This window comes from Vibrio sp. TRT 1302, from assembly GCF_050113875.1.
Classification (GTDB): Bacteria; Pseudomonadota; Gammaproteobacteria; order Enterobacterales; family Vibrionaceae; genus Vibrio.
Map to the genome: position 1 here is coordinate 1 of NZ_JBNJOF010000004.1, position 17221 is coordinate 17221.

At 44.3% G+C, this 17221-nt stretch carries 15 protein-coding genes; 9 read left to right on the plus strand and 6 right to left on the minus strand.

Translation table 11 applies throughout. The features are described 5' to 3' along the window. The 5 genes from ACQEXP_RS07115 to ACQEXP_RS07135 all read left to right on the plus strand — a co-directional run bounded on the left by ACQEXP_RS07115 (position 1) and on the right by ACQEXP_RS07135 (position 3997). Entirely contained in the window at positions 1-1599 is a 1599-nt protein-coding gene (locus ACQEXP_RS07115) for a hypothetical protein (RefSeq protein WP_426969068.1), read from the plus strand. After that, a complete protein-coding gene (locus ACQEXP_RS07120; RefSeq protein WP_426969070.1) occupies positions 1596-1961 on the plus strand; it encodes a hypothetical protein in 366 nt (121 codons plus the stop codon). The genes ACQEXP_RS07115 and ACQEXP_RS07120 overlap by 4 nt, the downstream gene beginning before the upstream one ends. 133 nt (positions 1962-2094) lie before the next feature. Then, positions 2095-2508, plus strand: a complete 414-nt coding sequence (locus ACQEXP_RS07125; protein ID WP_426969072.1) for a hypothetical protein — start codon at positions 2095-2097, stop codon at positions 2506-2508. 184 nt (positions 2509-2692) lie between these two features. Continuing rightward, on the plus strand, positions 2693-3199 hold the full coding sequence (locus ACQEXP_RS07130) for a flavodoxin (protein WP_426969073.1): 507 nt from the start codon (positions 2693-2695) through the stop codon (positions 3197-3199). Positions 3200-3349: 150 nt separating this feature from the next. Further along, positions 3350-3997 (plus strand): HAD-IA family hydrolase, encoded by a 648-nt coding sequence (locus tag ACQEXP_RS07135; RefSeq protein ID WP_426969075.1) that lies wholly within the window; start codon positions 3350-3352, stop codon positions 3995-3997. 7 nt (positions 3998-4004) lie between these two features. On the opposite strand, the gene ACQEXP_RS07140 is transcribed toward ACQEXP_RS07135, so the two are convergent. The 3 genes from ACQEXP_RS07140 to torT all read right to left on the minus strand — a co-directional run bounded on the left by ACQEXP_RS07140 (position 4005) and on the right by torT (position 5915). After that, positions 4005-4202 carry a hypothetical protein gene (locus tag ACQEXP_RS07140; protein WP_269378439.1) on the minus strand — a complete coding sequence of 66 codons (198 nt, stop codon included), beginning with the start codon at positions 4200-4202 and terminating at the stop codon, positions 4005-4007. Positions 4203-4439: 237 nt separating this feature from the next. Then, positions 4440-4895, minus strand: coding sequence for a methylglyoxal synthase (locus ACQEXP_RS07145; protein ID WP_269378440.1), 456 nt, complete (start codon positions 4893-4895; stop codon positions 4440-4442). Positions 4896-4904: 9 nt separating this feature from the next. Next, positions 4905-5915, minus strand: a complete 1011-nt coding sequence (gene torT / locus ACQEXP_RS07150) for a TMAO reductase system periplasmic protein TorT (protein WP_419723662.1) — start codon at positions 5913-5915, stop codon at positions 4905-4907. Between the two features lie 80 nt (positions 5916-5995). On the opposite strand from torT, the gene torS reads away from it, so the two are divergent. Continuing rightward, a complete protein-coding gene (torS, locus tag ACQEXP_RS07155) occupies positions 5996-8893 on the plus strand; it encodes a TMAO reductase system sensor histidine kinase/response regulator TorS (protein ID WP_426969078.1) in 2898 nt (965 codons plus the stop codon). Positions 8894-8902: 9 nt separating this feature from the next. Further along, the gene (locus tag ACQEXP_RS07160; protein WP_426969080.1) at positions 8903-9427 is read left to right on the plus strand and encodes a GNAT family N-acetyltransferase; all 525 of its coding nucleotides are present in this window, start codon (positions 8903-8905) and stop codon (positions 9425-9427) included. On the opposite strand, the gene ACQEXP_RS07165 is transcribed toward ACQEXP_RS07160, so the two are convergent. Together ACQEXP_RS07165 and ACQEXP_RS07170 are read right to left on the minus strand one after the other, a co-directional pair. After that, positions 9420-10043 carry a lysoplasmalogenase gene (locus ACQEXP_RS07165; RefSeq protein WP_426969082.1) on the minus strand — a complete coding sequence of 208 codons (624 nt, stop codon included), beginning with the start codon at positions 10041-10043 and terminating at the stop codon, positions 9420-9422. The genes ACQEXP_RS07160 and ACQEXP_RS07165 overlap by 8 nt on opposite strands. A gap of 63 nt (positions 10044-10106) precedes the next feature. After that, complete coding sequence (locus ACQEXP_RS07170; protein WP_426969083.1) at positions 10107-11255, minus strand: iron-containing alcohol dehydrogenase; 1149 nt, start codon at positions 11253-11255, stop codon at positions 10107-10109. A 140-nt stretch (positions 11256-11395) separates the two neighbouring features. Between ACQEXP_RS07170 and ACQEXP_RS07175 the strand changes: the two genes are divergently transcribed. Together ACQEXP_RS07175 and ACQEXP_RS07180 are read left to right on the plus strand one after the other, a co-directional pair. Beyond that, positions 11396-12277, plus strand: coding sequence for an AraC family transcriptional regulator (locus tag ACQEXP_RS07175; protein WP_426969085.1), 882 nt, complete (start codon positions 11396-11398; stop codon positions 12275-12277). A gap of 377 nt (positions 12278-12654) precedes the next feature. Further along, the gene (locus ACQEXP_RS07180) at positions 12655-15804 is read left to right on the plus strand and encodes a chitinase C-terminal domain-containing protein (protein WP_426969087.1); all 3150 of its coding nucleotides are present in this window, start codon (positions 12655-12657) and stop codon (positions 15802-15804) included. A 49-nt stretch (positions 15805-15853) separates the two neighbouring features. On the opposite strand, the gene glgC is transcribed toward ACQEXP_RS07180, so the two are convergent. Next, positions 15854-17068 carry a glucose-1-phosphate adenylyltransferase gene (gene glgC, locus ACQEXP_RS07185; protein WP_269378447.1) on the minus strand — a complete coding sequence of 405 codons (1215 nt, stop codon included), beginning with the start codon at positions 17066-17068 and terminating at the stop codon, positions 15854-15856. Positions 17069-17221 lie beyond the last annotated feature (153 nt).

The window sequence follows — 17221 nt, forward strand, 5'->3', positions numbered from 1 at the left end:
TTGAGCGAGGAGTGGTTGAACGAGCATGGGGTGAAATTAGATGTGCCTCAGTTACTTGAGGCAACAAAACAACCCATAATCAAACGAACTGAAACGGAAAAACCAGCCAAACCACAACCTCAGCCCGTTAAGCATATCGTTCAAACTGATCTCGAAACGGGTATGCGAGAAACGTGGATGAAGATTGCCACGCAGTATGATCTAGCGCCAAAAGCTTTGTTGGAACTTAATCCACAGTATGATGCAGATCCCATGTCGCTATCGGTAGGGGATTCTCTGAATGTAGAAAAACAGCAACCGCGAAGCATTCAAAAAGAGCCTGTTTACGAGATACCACCGGAGAGCCCAAAGCGATTTAATCAACCTTTAAACACGTTCTATAACTACACAGAGCGATGTTTAGTTGATACGTCGATAGTCTCAATTAATAACGAAAGGTTGGTCGAAAAAGACATCCCTGTGGTAAATATCAAAACAGTCTCTGACGTTGCGACAGAATTTGAACTTGGTTTTACCCAAGTAGATCAAACCCAACCTCTAGAGGATTTTTGGTCAAGCTTTTTCTCTCCAGATACAAGCGAAGATACTCAAAAACTATTAAAAAAATACAACGCACACTTGAACAACCCTGTACGGCAGGGGGAGATTGTAGTTGTCCCGACCAAAGAGCCGATTAATGAAGAGCAGACAAGTAAACTTGATGCTCTTATAGAGGAAGCGAAAACAGCCAGTGTTGAGTTAGCGAAACTGACTGAGGAACAAGTTGCTACCGTTTATCGCCATTTTGAAGTGCTAGATTATTATGCTGATGAAACAATTAAAAAAGTCGGCTCAGATGGCCTTCCAGGTGACTTATACGCTTATGCTTCATTGGGAGTCGGTGCTATAGCCACAGGTGTTGAGCGACATTTAAAAAACATCAATGGTGTGCTTCTTGAAATTAACCAGCTTTACGTCTCTCAAGTTGCGATGGCAAGTCGTGTTGGTGGTGTTAACTATGGTTCTTTTGTTGCAGAACGTGCTGCGCTATTTAAAAAGCTAGATGGTAGCTTTGCTGCATTATCGAAACGTTCTGTTCAAATTCCTATTTACACTCAGATTCGACGTAACTTAAAACTCTCTACTCATTCTGTTATCCATAATGCTGATGAAATTATTGCAAAAGGTATGGTACCGAATTTGGGTAAGCGAATAGCAAATGTGGCGATTGGTATCGCGACATCTCGTGGAGTCGGTTACGTAGGGCTAGTGCTTGGTGCAGCAAGTGGCGTGAAGAATATTTATGAAGCCTGTTCTGTTGATGGTTCAGGAGAATGCGGCAAAGTTACGACTCGTGAAATTGGTGGCTTTCTTGGAGGTTGGCTAATTGGAGCACAAACGGGACAATGGGCAGCTTCAGGAACATTGTTAGCACTTGGTGTTGTCGGGATTACATCTGCCCCTGTCCTTGCTATAGCTTCAATTAGTGCATTCGTCGTTGGAGGAGCTGCCGGAGGTGTTATAGGGGCAACTATTGGTAAAAGCACAGGAGATATTGTGTATGAAAAAGCCATCGAGTATACAGAAGCAACTGAAGCACTAGTAGAGGACTTATTTTGAGTGATTTTCTTAACGTTATAAGTGGAGTTTTTGCAATTTACGCCATAATCTGGGGAATCCCTGGCGTGCTCATGAGTGCTGTGGTTGGTTTAGGTAACGTACAACGCATTGTTTTTATTGATAAGCAACTAGCTAAAGACTTAGACAAGCTTTACGATGAAAAAGGTTATCTAAGATGGCAATTCCAAACCTCTTACTCAATAGTCAGTCGTCTAACAAGGTACTGGATAGCTTACCCTTTTATAAGATATCGAGTTAAGACTGAATCAAAAAAATTTAGATTGTTTATGTGGATTAATAGTATTGGGATATGGAGTTGGCTTCTAGTTCCTTCCCTATCTTTTGTAGAAAAACTCATGTAATTATGGTTTAGAAAGCAGTAACGATTTAAGTTGGCAATGTAGTGGTCAACTAAAATTGGCCACAGTTTTGTAAGTTTCCCAGTAAAGTCTTTCCGACTCATTCGGACTCAATAAACAAAATGGATGTTATTAAATGAGCCACTCTTATGAATACTTAGTAGGAAATACGTATCAAACTTTATTAAAAGATGCATCCTTTCTTTCACTTATAGGGGGGAACGTACCTGAAATTGTTGATGAGAGTTTGAATAGTTTCTATATCGTTTCGGATAGCAGTCAAGCTGAGTTGATCTTCAATAAGCATACTCAGATACTCGAAGTTATTATCTTTAAGAAAAGAGTTGATGGGCGTTTCCCCAAGTCATTGAATAGTCGTATGGAGGCGGATGAAGTTCGTAGTATTCTTGGGGACCCAATTGAAATAGTTCAAACGCGAAAACTACCTGTTTTAGGAATGGTTCCACCTTTTGATAAGTTCGAAGGCAATCTGGAGGTGACTTACTCTATTGATACTGGCTTGGTTGAAGAAGTTCGATTTGGTTCATAGTGATAGTTTTACACCATAGCGCGTTATCCTGAGCAAAAATGGCTAGACTGCGCTTTAATGTAATTAGCATATCCGCTTTTTATAGTGGTTTGCGAATAACTGGCTAAAAGACTTGTCGCCTCAAGGCGTTATCTAGTAAGCTTCTCGCTCCATTCTCACTATCTGTACAGGTTCACCCTAGACTATGACTTTGCCAAAAATTGCTGAAATCAAAAACCAATGGCTTTATCAGCAAGTAGATGTCGAGTTTCCTACCAAAGAGAGCATCGCGGGTATGGAACTGTACAAAGACGCCGTATCTAGCCGTCAATACCAAACGTTGTCAGAGATACCGGTAGCGGATAGCCAGATGGCACCAGAAGATATCTTTCTGGTCGACTTCCATCGTCTTACGGTGATGTTTGCATTATTGCAGTCTAGTCGCTGGAGTAATGAGTCAGATCAGCAACTGATTGTTGAGTTTTTAACCCAAATCATCTATTCAGAACCTTGCTCACTCTATCTTGGTTTTAAAGAAGGTGAGGCGGTAGCTGCGGCGATAGTCACCATAGACCAGCAAACGGTTCTCATTTCTGATGTTGTATTGAAAAGCAGCGGCACTGAGGTGACTGAAGAGGGATTTCTTGCTGCGCTGTACACCAAACTCGATCTGCCACTTGGCGATAGCCACACCTTCATCATTGAGCAGTGATGACTTCATCATTGTGCCAACGATAAAATGGTGACATGGTCTAAAAATCTGACATAAACTTCTATTTATCAAGGGAAGTGTTAAGCACATCATTCCATTTAATACTCACTACCTTATTATTTCTCTTGGCGAATTAACAAGGTAATGAGCATGACAGAGTCCCAAGTTCAGTGTGTAATCTTCGATTGTGACGGCACGTTAGTTGATAGTGAAAGACTTTGCTGCCAAGCACTGTGTGACACGTTTGCTCTATTTGGTGCTACCCTCACTTATGAAGCAGCAGCCAGCCATTTCGAAGGCGGTAAGCTTGCTGATATTCTTGCGGCTACTAAGAAGCGGTTAGATGTCAACGTTTCTATCGACCAACTCGAACCCGTTTACAGAGATATATTGGATCGACTGTTTGAACTACAGCTAAAGCCAATGGACGGGGTCTTTGATTTATTACAGTTCCTCGATGACAAAGGCATTGAGTACTGTGTCGCGTCAAATGGTCCTAAAGATAAAATCGAGCGTTGTCTTGACCTAACTGGTCTGTTGCCTTACTTCAGCGGTAAAATTTTCTCTGCATTTGATACCAATAGTTGGAAGCCAGAGCCCGATCTTATTCAATACTGTGTGATGAATATGGGTTTTACCCGTGAACAATGTCTCTATATCGACGATACGCCTAAAGGTTTAGAGGCCGGTGTAAGAGCAGGCGTCCGTTCTATTCATTTAGCCGGATTAAATGATCGTCAACATGTTTTTGAGCTAAGGAAAATCAACCATCTTACTGAGCTCGAACAGATGCTATAAAGATAGCTTAGTGACTTACTGAAGATATCACGCGACATTGCAGCTTGACTGTAGGCAGAGCGCAGTTTGTTGTGAGTTGTGTGACATCTTCAAAGAATGAACCACACTCCGCACATAACATGCTATCCGATTCGGAAAGCAGGTATTCTTCACTGCCGCATAACGGGCAGCACAGTATTTCGTTGAGCTTGTCATTGTTATCCATAACGGGATCTCTCAGCAGCAAAAATCAGACTGGATACTTTTATTAGTTTATTTCTTATTCACCCACAGAGTAGCGATATAAGATAATGCTTACAATTGGATTTTGGTCTAAAGCGAGACTATGGATGGGATGTGGGCATAGATTTGGTAAAGAATGGGAAGCAATTCATATAATCGAGTAGGTGAGAACCGCCATAAATTGAAAGCCCGTGATATTCACGGGCAAGAATAGATGGCATTAAGTACGATTGGCTAGATACGCTTGGTAGTCGGGAATTTCGATATCGACTTCCTTTTCAATCAAATCTGACTCAATAATAAATTTTGCCGTTGCACGGTTGGTCGCTACTGGAATGTTCCAAACGCTCGCGATACGCAGTAAGGCTTTTACATCTGGATCGTGGGGTACGGCGTTTAGCGGATCCCAAAAGAAGATCAATACGTCGATCTTTCCTTCAGAGATTAGCGCACCAATTTGTTGGTCGCCGCCCATTGGGCCGCTAATCATGCTTTTGATCGCGAGCCCGGTCTCTTTGCTGAGCATTGTGCCGGTGGTGCCTGTTGCATAAAGAAAATGGCGTTGTAGCTTCTCTTTGTTTTCTTTTACCCAGCGTAATAGCTCTGGTTTGCAATTGTCGTGAGCGACAAGCGCCACATGTTTATGTGCAGGCAGGGTACGAGTCGTTTTTTCCATTTAGACTTCCTAATTGTTTTCGTTATAGACGTAAAAAGTGGGTCGATATTCCGAGGGGGAAAGGGATTGTGCAATCACCTTCGGATTGAGTTTGTTTGGTGTCAGTGGTTCTATGATAGGCGCTTGGATCTTTTCGTAAGGTTCGCCTTTCAAATAGTGGACAGCCTGAAGGACAGACAGACGACCTTGTTCGACCATCTTATCTGTTGGGGCAAACTCAACGCGATTTCTCAAAAGACCACGGTAGACTCCATGACTGAGATATGTTGAAACTAATCCAATTTGCCCAACTTGGTCTGTGCTGCGTAATTCACTGATTGCAGCCTCGATGGCTACTGCGCTTCCTACAATGTAATCCAACTCTGTATTGTCTATGGCGTGCTGAACAAGGTTACGTTGTAACTCTTTATCATTGTCTGCCCATAATGTTTCTACGATATGGATATCACTGCCTTTAAGCGCAGAATAGAGGCCTTTAATGACCGGTTTGGTCCCGCCACTCGATTTCGGGCCAGGTAGAAGCGCGACGTTCATTCGACCGGAACCTTGTGGGTGTTTGTTTTTTAAATACTCACCGGTGTAGTAGCCCATCCAGTACCAATCAACACCCACTTCACCCTTCAGAGCGGAGCTGTTTTCTTTGTCCACAATCAGCTGATTTACCGTTGCAAACACAGGGATCGAACCAACACTCTGACGAAGTGAGCTATAAAAGAGATCTGGGGCGACTGTGCCGAGAATGATCGCGTCGGCATTCCAACGCACACACAGAGACATGTGTTCGCGTTGCTTTTCGAGGTTAAGATAGCCTCCCGCTTCCAATACTCTGAGATCGACGTGTTGTTTCTTTGCCTCATCAACCATCCCGTAATTGACCGATAACCAGTATGAATCTTTTAAATGCGGGTAGATGGCACAAATTCGTAGCGGTTGTTCCGCGTGGGCATTAAATGCCGCTGCGAGGAGTAGCATTGAACTTAACAGTGTGGCTCGCTTTTGGATAGCTGAGATCAAAGACATGCAGTATTTCGTTGGTAAAGGCGGATTAAACACTGCAAAATATAGCGCATTATAGAAGACTTAAGAAGTGAAGATTCTCGATGTTACTAGCTAAAGCCAGTATTGGACGCAAACTGCTGTTGGCATTCCTTGCGATGGCGTTATTGGTTTTGATTTCTGCGTTAATCGGGGTATTCGGCTTTAGTTCTGTGGCAAAAACAGAGCGAAATGTGGTTAATTCGGCGATCCCGTCAATGATTGAAGCAAGACAGGTGTCCGAATTAAGTTCACGCATCATTTCTTCAGTACAGACGCTTTCCAATGCGAAGAGCGAAGAGCAGCGTCAACGTTCGGGAAAAGAGTTGTTTTCTCAGCTCGAATCTTTGCTGACTCATATCAAACAGTTAGGTTCTGATTCGTTTGACTCTGGATTACTGACTCGGTTGGAGTCGGATGTTCAGATCGTCATCGATACTCTTGCTAAGTTCGGAATTGTGGTCGAGAAAAGGCTATTTCTCAGTCAAGATATTGTGGTACGAACAGGTGAACTTCGCGACCTTGCTCTAGAGCTGGAACAGCTTACTCGTACTCAAGTCGCCAACACATCTACCATTGCTGTTGCCAATGTAACTCACATCTACGCCCTCCTTGATAAACGCCAGATAGAGCAGGCGTATAACGCGCTCGATGCTCTGGTTGAGGTCGATCTTGATCTATCCGAACGATTACACGAGCTTCATCTACTGGCGTTCAAGCTGCTTAACCACATAGAGGAAGCACGTACGGTATCGGATATCAATCGTATTCAAACCATTAGAGAAGAGTTCAGCAGTAATCTGAATATTATGAAACGAAGGGTACAGGCTGTAGAAGATCCTACTCGATCGCAACAGATGGCGGAACTTCTCAAGAAACTTGAACTTCGTGAGGTGGTCTTTGATGTGCTCACTCAACGATATGAGAACGAACGTTCAGCGCAGCAATTGATGCAAGATACTCTGACTCAGTTTTCTACACTGAATGCTACCGTAAACAAGCTGGTCGACGAGTCTAATGCTTCCACGACACGTGCGGTTGAAGAACTAAAAACGACCCTCGATTACGCTCAGCTAACACTGACGATTATTACGGTTTTGGGTATGGTGATCGTGGTGTTGATCGTATGGAAAGTGGTCTATATATCCGTAGTAAAACGTCTTGCAGAATATTCCTCGGCGTTGCTTTCAATCGCTAAAGGACAGTTGCAAGTCGAACTTACCGTTAAAGGTAACGATGAATTGGCACATATGGGGCAAGCGATCATTACTGCGCGTAACACGGCAAAGGCGTTAAAGGTGGTCGCAGAAAGTGAAGCCAAGGCGAAGCGCGAACTCGAACAGCATAAGGGTCATCTAGAGGAGCTAGTGACTGAGCGTACTCATCAGTTGCAACTCGCCAATGTCAGGTTAAATGAGGAAGTAGAAAATCATGCACGCGCCCGTCAAGAGGCCGAGCAAGCCAGCCGCGCCAAGTCGGCGTTCTTAGCGACGATGAGTCACGAGATTCGCACACCAATGAATGGGGTACTCGGGACGGCTAGGTTATTAAAAGATACCGGATTGGACAGTCAACAGGGCCACTATGTCGATGTTATCAATCGCAGTGGTAACGGCTTGCTTGCCATCCTCAATGACGTGCTCGATTACTCAAAGATTGAGGCGGGGCATTTAGAAATTCGTCCAATCGACTTTAATCTGCACGCAATGGTGGATGACACCAAGCAACTACTAAATGGAAGAGCTCAAGAAAAGTCGCTGCAACTTGAATATTGTATCGAAAGTGATGTGGATAAATTCTGGTTTGGTGACATGACGCGAATCGGTCAAGTTCTTAACAATCTTGTCGGAAATGCTATCAAGTTCACTGACAAAGGCCATGTCGATATCTATGTTGCTCATGACCCTGACAATGATGGACATGTGTTGTTCGAAGTATCGGACACGGGTGTAGGTATCAGCGAACAAGAGCAGCTCAACTTGTTTGATGCGTTTACTCAGGCATCGGGAGGATTGAGCAGTAAAGGTGGCACAGGTTTAGGGCTGGCGATTAGTAAGCGATTGGTTGAGGCGATGGGGGGAGAGATCCACCTTGAGTCTTCACTTGGCGAAGGGAGCCGTTTTTGGTTTTCTGTTCCCCTACAGTTAGGTCAGGAAGTAGAGCAACAAGATACGGTAACCAACTGTAAAGTGACCGCTCGCGTTTTACTGATTGAAGACAATCCGGTGAATTGCATGGTCGCTGAAGGATTCTTGGCGAGTATGGGACATCAAGTCATGACGGCTGTTGATGGAAAGAGCGCTAAGAGTGACTTCGAGCAGCATTCGTTCGATATCGTGCTGATGGATATCAACCTGCCTGATTGTGATGGAATTGCGTTATTGGGTGAGTTGAAACAAATAGAAACTGAGTCGTCCAACCGAATGCCGACGCCAATGATCGCGGTATCGGCGCATGTATACAATGAAGAAGTTGAAAGTTACATCGCGGCGGGTTTTGATGGATATCTGCCTAAGCCGCTCGATAAGGACGCACTTAGCCAGATGATCCAAAATAGTTTAGAGGGCAAGTCGTTATTGTTAGAACAAAACGATTGTCATAAAGAAGACACGTCAGTGCGACAAGTTAATCAAACCATTATCGACCCCAAAATAGTGATTGCGGATATGGCTGTGTTGGGGCAAGCCAAAATGGTGGAAATCTGTGGCTTGTTCAGTGATGGTGCTCAGGAGATTCTAACGCAGTTAGATAGCGCGGCTGGGCAAAATGATCAAAGAGAAATTAAACAACTTGCTCATAAACTCAAAGGTTCTGCGGGCAGTTTAGGCTTGGGGGCACTGTTCGACTTGTGTCTCGAGATAGAAAAAGCTCAGCAACCGTGTGAGATTTATTTGAAGCAGCGAAGTGAGCTTTGGTCATTGGTCGAACAATCAAAGCATGCACTCGATGAGATATTAGGTTAGAGGAATTAAATGTATCCAATAGAATCAAAACAATTATTGATGGATCAAATCACGGAAAATGATTGGCAGCTCTTTGAACGATTGCACCAAGATGATGATGTGATTCGTTATGCGTTTGATAAACCGACGACAGAGCAAATTCGTCAGCGTTTTGAATCTCGTCTTCCCAAGTGGAGTTGGCCTAACAGCCATTGGTTGTGTTTAGTGGTTAAAGAGAAAAAATCGGGTAATGCCATTGGAGTGACGGGGCTATGTTTGTCTGAAGACAATCAACAGCATATTGAGGTTGGCTATTTGCTGTTGCCGGAATTTCATGGACGTGGATACGGGACAGAGTCATTGGTTGCCTTGATCGATCATGCTACTCACAACTATCCAATTCAAACGGTTAATGCGATTGTAACTGATGGAAACGTTGCATCGTGTAAAGTGCTGGAAAAAGCGGGTTTCAGTCTCGCGGAAAGAGAAAAAGACGCTTACCAAATTGGTGGTCAGTTTTACGATGACTTGATCTATCGTTATCAGGTTAAGTAACAGCAGAAAGGGTTAAAAGCGCTTGTGCTGTGTAATAGGTAATCATCACAACATGGCGGGAAAACGCGGAGCTACTTCTGAAACGATCAATGGCTAGAACAATGTCGGAAATGACAAATATGAATGCGCCAAACATCGCATATCCGGCTGAAGGAATGCGCACCAATGTCCAGAATTCGATCGCACTCCATACCATCAATAGTATTGCTATGGTGTAGATGGCAACAGGGAATTTTGAGCCGCCCAATCCTGGTAATAGCAAGAGATAAACGAGCATCCCGAGTGCCATCAATGTAAACAAAGTCCAGTAACTGGAAATGTGTTCAATCGGATATAAAAATGCCACGCTGTAGACGATATGAGCACAAAGGAAGGCGACCAAGCCTGGAATAAACTTGTCTTTTGGGTGCATTAAGAACAAGTCACCAACAGACGAGAGCAGTAAGGCAATACCGATAGCAAATGAGTAGTGGTCTAGAGCGGTTACAGATTGGCTGAAGACAACCAAAGACATAAGTAGGATAGGTGTGGTTTTTGTAAAGTAAAACAGCCATTTATTCGACCGGTCAATACTCCAAATATGAATCGTACATACAACGACGATCAGTAACCACATAAAATCCTTCTTATAAAAAAAAGCAGCGAGCGCTGCTTTTTTAGAGTAAATATTTCGCTAGGGTTAAGCAATAGCTAGATCGAGAATCTTACGGCTCTCATCTAAATTTATCGCTTGATGTTCACCTAAAGCAACCATCCCATGCATTTGGAGCTGACTCAATACTGCATCAACAGCTTCTTGCTTAGTGCCATGATAATCAGTGAATTGTGTCTCAACGCCAAGTGATTGATAAAAGGACTCAATAGCGGTGATGGTCTGTTCTGCCAAGTCTTTGCTTGGAGCAAGGCCAAAAACATTGCTACCCATCTGCTCTAATTTAGCGCGCTTAACTTCAATTTGGTTTCGCAGGAGTGAAGGTTGCACAATGGCCAATGAGCGTGCGTGATCAACACCCCATAGAGCGGTAAATTCGTGGCCAATCATATGCGTAGCCCAATCATGAGGTACACCAGAGCCAATTAAGCCATTCAAGGCTTGGTTAGCGCTCCACATGAGGTTTGCACGCCATGCATCGTTATCACGTGACTTGTACGTTTCACCGAGTTGTTTAAGGTTTTTAAGCAGGGCTTCAGCGTAGCCATCCTGAACCATCGCTTGGTGCTGAACGGTAATATACTGTTCACAGACGTGAACCCACGCATCGACAATACCATTGATGAGTTGTTTCTCTGGCAGAGTCTTCATCACGTCAGGATCCATAACCGCAAATTTCGGTTGGACATGCGGCGTCATGAACGGAAGTTTGTCGTGTGTTTCTGCTTTGGTAATCACAGCACCCATGTTCGATTCTGAACCTGTTGCTGGCAACGTTAAGATAGCGGCAAGAGGAACTGCCGAAGTCACCTTGTGCTTACCAGTAAAAATATCCCAGCCATCACCATCATAATGAGCGGCAGCTGCAACATACTTAGAACCATCGATGACTGAACCACCACCAACGGCAAGAATAAAGTCGATTTGCTGTTCTTTAACGATTGCAACTGCTTTATCCATTGTTTCTTTGGTTGGGTTAGGCTCAACTCCTGAAAACTCGGACCATTGATGACCTTCTAGTGCTTTCACGACTTGATCATATACGCCGTTGCTTTTAATAGAACCGCCACCATAAATAACTAAAACTTTTTGATCTGAAGGGATTGCCGAACTGATGCTTTGAATCTGACCTTGACCAAAGTGAATCTGGGTTGGGTTTACGTAGCTAAATTGCATTGCGACTTGCCTCTTGTTTGCTATGTAATGACATGTTTGCTTCGATTTAATGCATAATAGTCTTGACAAGAGGTCTGTTAAAGACCAGATTCTCTAAAAAAGTTGCCTATTTCTATAAATGTAACGGTTATGGAGAAATTATGACCTTAGCTGAACTAATGAAACAGTATGTGGAGTGTAAACAGTTGCACCATCTTGAAGGGATCATTGAAACGGCGATAAAAGGTGTTCATTTTTATCGCAGTAGCCGTGGTAACGCTAGACAACCCTTTGTCTATCAGTCTGGTGTGATTGTATTGGGGCAAGGTTCTAAGAACATTTATCTGGGTAATGAACCCGTACGCTATGGGCCTGAAGACTATTTAGTTGTTGGGGTACCCATGCCGCTCGAATGTGAAGCATTTGTCGAAAATGGTGAACCATTACTGGGGCTTAGCATCGATATTGATTCTCAACGCCTGCATCGTTTGGTCAATCAGCTTGAACCCCTAAATTGCTTTAAAGCTCGTAGCGACGTCAATGCAAGCACTGGCCTTAAATCGGTATCAATGGATGCAATGATGCTTGATGTGTGTAAAAGATTAGTACAAGCATTATGTAATCCAATAGAGACAGATATCCTTGCTGAAGGGTTGATGGAAGAGTTAGCGTTTCGAGTCTTGATGAGCCAAGAAGGCTATGTGTTGTTTGATTTGGCAAGACACGAGGGTCACTATGCTCGTGTCGCTAAGTCTTTAGATTATTTGCATAAGAATTATACAGACACAGTTACCGTTCAAGAGCTTGCTGAACAAGCCAATATGAGTATTTCCGCATTTCATCAGGCATTTCGTAGCGTAACCCTTGAGACACCAATCCAATATATAAAAAAGGTCAGGCTGAACAAAGCAAGAGAACTGATCCAGCTTGAAGGGCTTAAAGCGGCAGATGCTGCGAGATTGGTTGGATACAATAGTACTTCTCAGTTTTCACGAGAATTTAAGCGCCACTTTAATGAAACCCCGAAGGCAAATGCTGCTTAAAAGGGGAAACTGACGCTTACATCTTTACAGTGTTTTTTGACAGCCAATTGGGCAATACTGTTTTCAGAAAAAGAATTATTCTCTTTCTTCCCTATAGGAGATCTAGTCAATCTTCTGCAATAAACCTCTTCATGCTAAGCGTGGAGAGGTTTATTTTTTTCTGGTGAAATAAATCAAAAATTAGTTATCGATGCAAATTAAGTGTCGCCTTGTTGCACGTACAACATTCCATATTGCGAGTCAATTTGGAGTATTACGATAATCTTCGTGCGAATTTTCCAATCTTATCTAGTGTTATTTTACTGAGGATTTTAAGTCCTTCAGCATTAACTACAAATAAATCTAATTGTGAAACAACAAGTTAAGGATTACGGGAAATGCATACATCTAAACCGAACACAATTAAACGCGTGTTCACGCTTAGCTCGTTAAGTGCGTCATGCTTAATGGCGTTTAACAGCTACGCAGCGATAGATTGTACGACTCTAGTTGGTTGGGACTCTACCGTTGCCTATTCAGGCGGCGACCAAGTTGAGTATCAGGGCAAAGGATATCAGGCTAATTATTGGACGAGGAACAATGACCCCGCGTTAAACTCATCGAGCCAGTGGGACTACTGGAGTGAGTTAGGCAGCTGTACTTCAGGAGGAGATAATCAAGTTCCAACTGTGGAATTAACTCAACCGCAAGCGAGTGATGTGATTACGGAAGGTGACGTTGTCACTCTGTCTGCCAACGCAGCAGATCCAGATGGAACAATCAGCAAAGTTGAGTTTGTCGTCGATGGCGTAGTAGTGGCAGAGGTCAGCGTTGCTCCTTATACATCAACTTGGGTTGCAACATCTGGAGTGCACCAAATTAACGCAGCATCTTATGATGACGCTGGCGTTAAGAGCCAACTTAGCAGCGTTCAAGTTAACGTCAGCTCAACCACGCCAGATAATATTGCACCGACAATAAATATCTCATTGTCGAATGAAGTTGTTGATCAGGGGGCACAAGTTTCCCTTACCGCCAATGCTGCTGACTCAGATGGTACGATCGATAAGGTAGACTTCTTTGTCTCTGGGACACTTGTAGGAACTGTCACTACTGAACCATATGTACTTAACTACACCGCGAGCCAAGCGGGTAGTTTGCCTGTTTATGCTAGGGCGACCGATAACCTAGGCGCCACAACCAATTCAACAACGACTTCGCTGGTGGTCAACGGTGAACCAACGGTAGCGAACTGTCGACCTGACGGTTTGTATCAAACGGAAGGCATCAATGTGCCATATTGTACCAAGTACGACGAGGATGGACGCGAATTAATGGGCGCGGATCATCCACGCCGAGTTATTGGCTACTTTACCAGTTGGCGCGCGGGAGATGATCCTCAATCCGCTTACTTGGTGAAAGATATTCCGTGGGAACAGCTTACTCATATTAACTATGCGTTTGTAGGGATTGGCTCGGATGGAAAAGTCAATCTGGGTGATGTCAACGATCCGAATAATGCCGCGACTGGTAAAGAGTGGGAAGGCGTCGATATTGACCCAACTCTTGGCTTCAAAGGCCACTTTGGTGCACTAGCTACATACAAGGAACGCTATGGCGTTAAAACCTTGATTTCGATTGGTGGTTGGGCAGAAACTGGCGGTCATTTTGGTGCTGATGGAAATCGCGTCGCTGACGGAGGTTTCTACGCGATGACCACGAATGCTGACGGCTCAATTAACCACGCAGGTATAGAAAAGTTTGTCGACTCTGCGGTGGCAATGATGCGTACCTACCGTTTTGATGGCTTAGATATTGATTATGAATATCCAACCTCTATGGCTGGTGCAGGTAACCCATATGATAAAGATTTTATGGAACCACGCCGTCCATACTTATGGGCATCGTACCAAGTATTGATGAAGGTGCTTCGTCAAAAACTCGATGCAGCTTCAGCTCAGGATGGTACGCACTACATGCTCACCATTGCCGCGCCTTCCTCTGGGTACCTGCTACGCGGCATGGAAACATTTGATGTGACCAAGTACCTCGACTACGTCAACATTATGTCTTACGACTTGCACGGGGCATGGAATGATCATGTAGGTCACAATGCCGCACTGTATGACACTGGTGAAGATTCAGAGTTGGCGCAATGGAACGTTTACAACACGGCTCAGTACGGTGGTATAGGCTATCTTAACACCGATTGGGCATACCACTATTTCCGTGGTTCAATGCCCGCTGGCCGAATCAATATCGGCGTACCTTACTATACACGCGGTTGGCAGGGTGTAACTGGTGGGACGAATGGTCTATGGGGCCGAGCAGCACTGCCAAATCAGGCCGAATGTCCTGAAGGTACCGGTGAAGGTGAAAGCAACAATTGCGGTAACGGTGCTATTGGTATCGATAATATGTGGCACGATACTGACCCGAAAGGGAATGAGATGGGGGCAGGCTCAGGTCCAATGTGGCACGCTAAAAACCTAGAAAATGGTATTTTAGGCAGCTACGCATCGGCATACAACCTAGACCCAAATAATCCGCAGCATCAACTGGTTGGTACTTATACACGCAACTATGATTCGGTTGCCGTTGCTCCTTGGTTATGGAACGCAGAGAAAAGTGTCTTCCTCTCAACCGAAGATGAGCAGTCGGTTTCCGTCAAAGCTGACTACGTCATAGATAAAGAGATCGGTGGAATCATGTTCTGGGAATTAGCAGGGGATTACAACTGTTATAACCTAGATGCGAATGGTCAACGTACTACCATCGATCTGACTGAGCAAGCGTGTGCTAACGGTAGTGGTGAGTACCATATGGGTAACACGATGACTAAGGCAATCTACGACAAATTTGCAACAGCGACGCCTTATGGAAATAAAGTTGCGACGAGTTCAATGCCAGCAGAAGCCGTCGATATAGCGGTAACGGTGGGCGGCTTTAAAGTCGGGGATCAAAACTACCCAATTAACCCTAAATTGACCTTTACCAACAATACTGGTCAGGTCATACCTGGGGGAACGGAGTTCCAGTTTGATATTCCTGTCTCAGCGCCGGATAACGCCAAAGATCAATCGGGCGGTGGACTCGCGGTTATCTCTTCTGGACATACCAGAGCGGACAACATTGGGGGGCTTGATGGTACCATGCATCGCGTGTCGTTCTCTTTACCAAGCTGGAAAAACATGGCCAATGGTGAGGTTTATGAATTAGACATGGTTTATTACTTACCAATTTCTGGCCCTGCTAACTACACAGTGAAGATCAACGGGGTTGAATATGCATTGAAGGCTGAATACCCTGATCTACCTCTTGCAGATCTTTCAGCGGGCGGAGACGGTAATGGTGGAACTGGTGGTGACAATGGTGGCACTAACCCAACTGGCCCAGTAGAGCAGTGGGAACCCGGTGTGACCCAAGCTGTAAATGGCAATACATACACCTATAACGATAAATGTTTTATCGCGAAAAACAGCCCTGGAACTTGGGAATCACCAACCCAATCAAACTGGTTCTGGGAAGAGGTGAGTTGCCCACTATAAACAAAAAAAAGGCCTTGGATTATTCCAAGGCCTTATACGATCAATCTAACTAAAATTTGTAACTTTCAGGAACGACCACAATACCCTTGTCTGATATTTGGAAACGCTTCGCGTCTTCTTTTGAATCAACACCAATCTCTGTATTGTCGGGGATCACAACGTGTTTATCGATGATGCAGTTTACTAACCTACAACCCTTGCCGACTTTAACACTGTCAAAAAGAATACTATCGACAATGGTTGCGCTATCATCAATGCGAACATTGGATGAGATGATCGAATGCTGTACTGAACCACCAGAATTGACCACACCATTGGCGATAATCGAATTGATGAAAATGCCTTCATTACCGGTGGCAGATGAGACGGTTCGAGCCGGGGGCAACTGAGGTTCGTAGGTACGAATCCCCCAGCTTGGCTGATACAGGTTCATTGGAGGTATAGGCTCAAGCAAATCCATATTGGCCTGATAAAACGAGTCGATGGTGCCAACGTCACGCCAGTAACAGTCTTTTGCAACACGTCCACGATCAGAGCAGAAATTATAGCTATAGACTTTACGCTCATCGATCAGTTTGGGAATGATGTCCTTACCAAAATCATGGGACGAGTTTTCACTGGCCGCATCTTGCTCTAGAACTCTTTGCAAAGTTTCCATCTCAAAAATGTAAATACCCATAGAGACAAGACTTTTATCAGGATCACCTGGCATTGGATCAGGGTTTGCAGGCTTCTCACTGAATGTGTCAATCAGTCCATCGGGATTCGCCGAGAGGACACCAAAAGCAGACGCATCTTTTCTCGGCACTCCCATACAAGCGATGGTGAGCGCGGCATTGTTTTCAATATGATCTTTAAGCATTTCGGCGTAATCCATGCGATAGATATGATCGCCAGATAGCACAATCACATGCTTTGCATCGCTGCGCTCTAATAACCACAGATTGTGATAAATCGCATCTGCGGTTCCTTCGTACCACTTGCCACCGCCGCGCATTTGAGGGGGAACAACGGTGACAAATTCACCCAGTTCAGGATTAAAAATCGACCATCCATCACGTAGATGTTTATGCAGTGAATGCGATTTGTATTGAGTAAGCACCAAAATTTTACGCAAACCTGAATGGAGGCAGTTAGTCAGCGTGAAATCGATGATACGGTACTTGCCACCAAAAGGAACGGCGGGTTTAGCGCGGTGATCCGTGAGTGGGCTAAGTCGAGAACCCATTCCCCCTGCGAGTATAACGGTGAGAGTGTCTTGCATTCTAATCTCCATATTAGTGCAATAAAGGCGATATAGAGAGTAGTACAAGAATTAAGCCAAGAAGGAGACGCCAGTTAGATCAGTGAGTTAGAGCTGGATTATAAAATCAATGTTGCGAATTGGTGCATCATAGGTCAAATAGATGCACCAAAA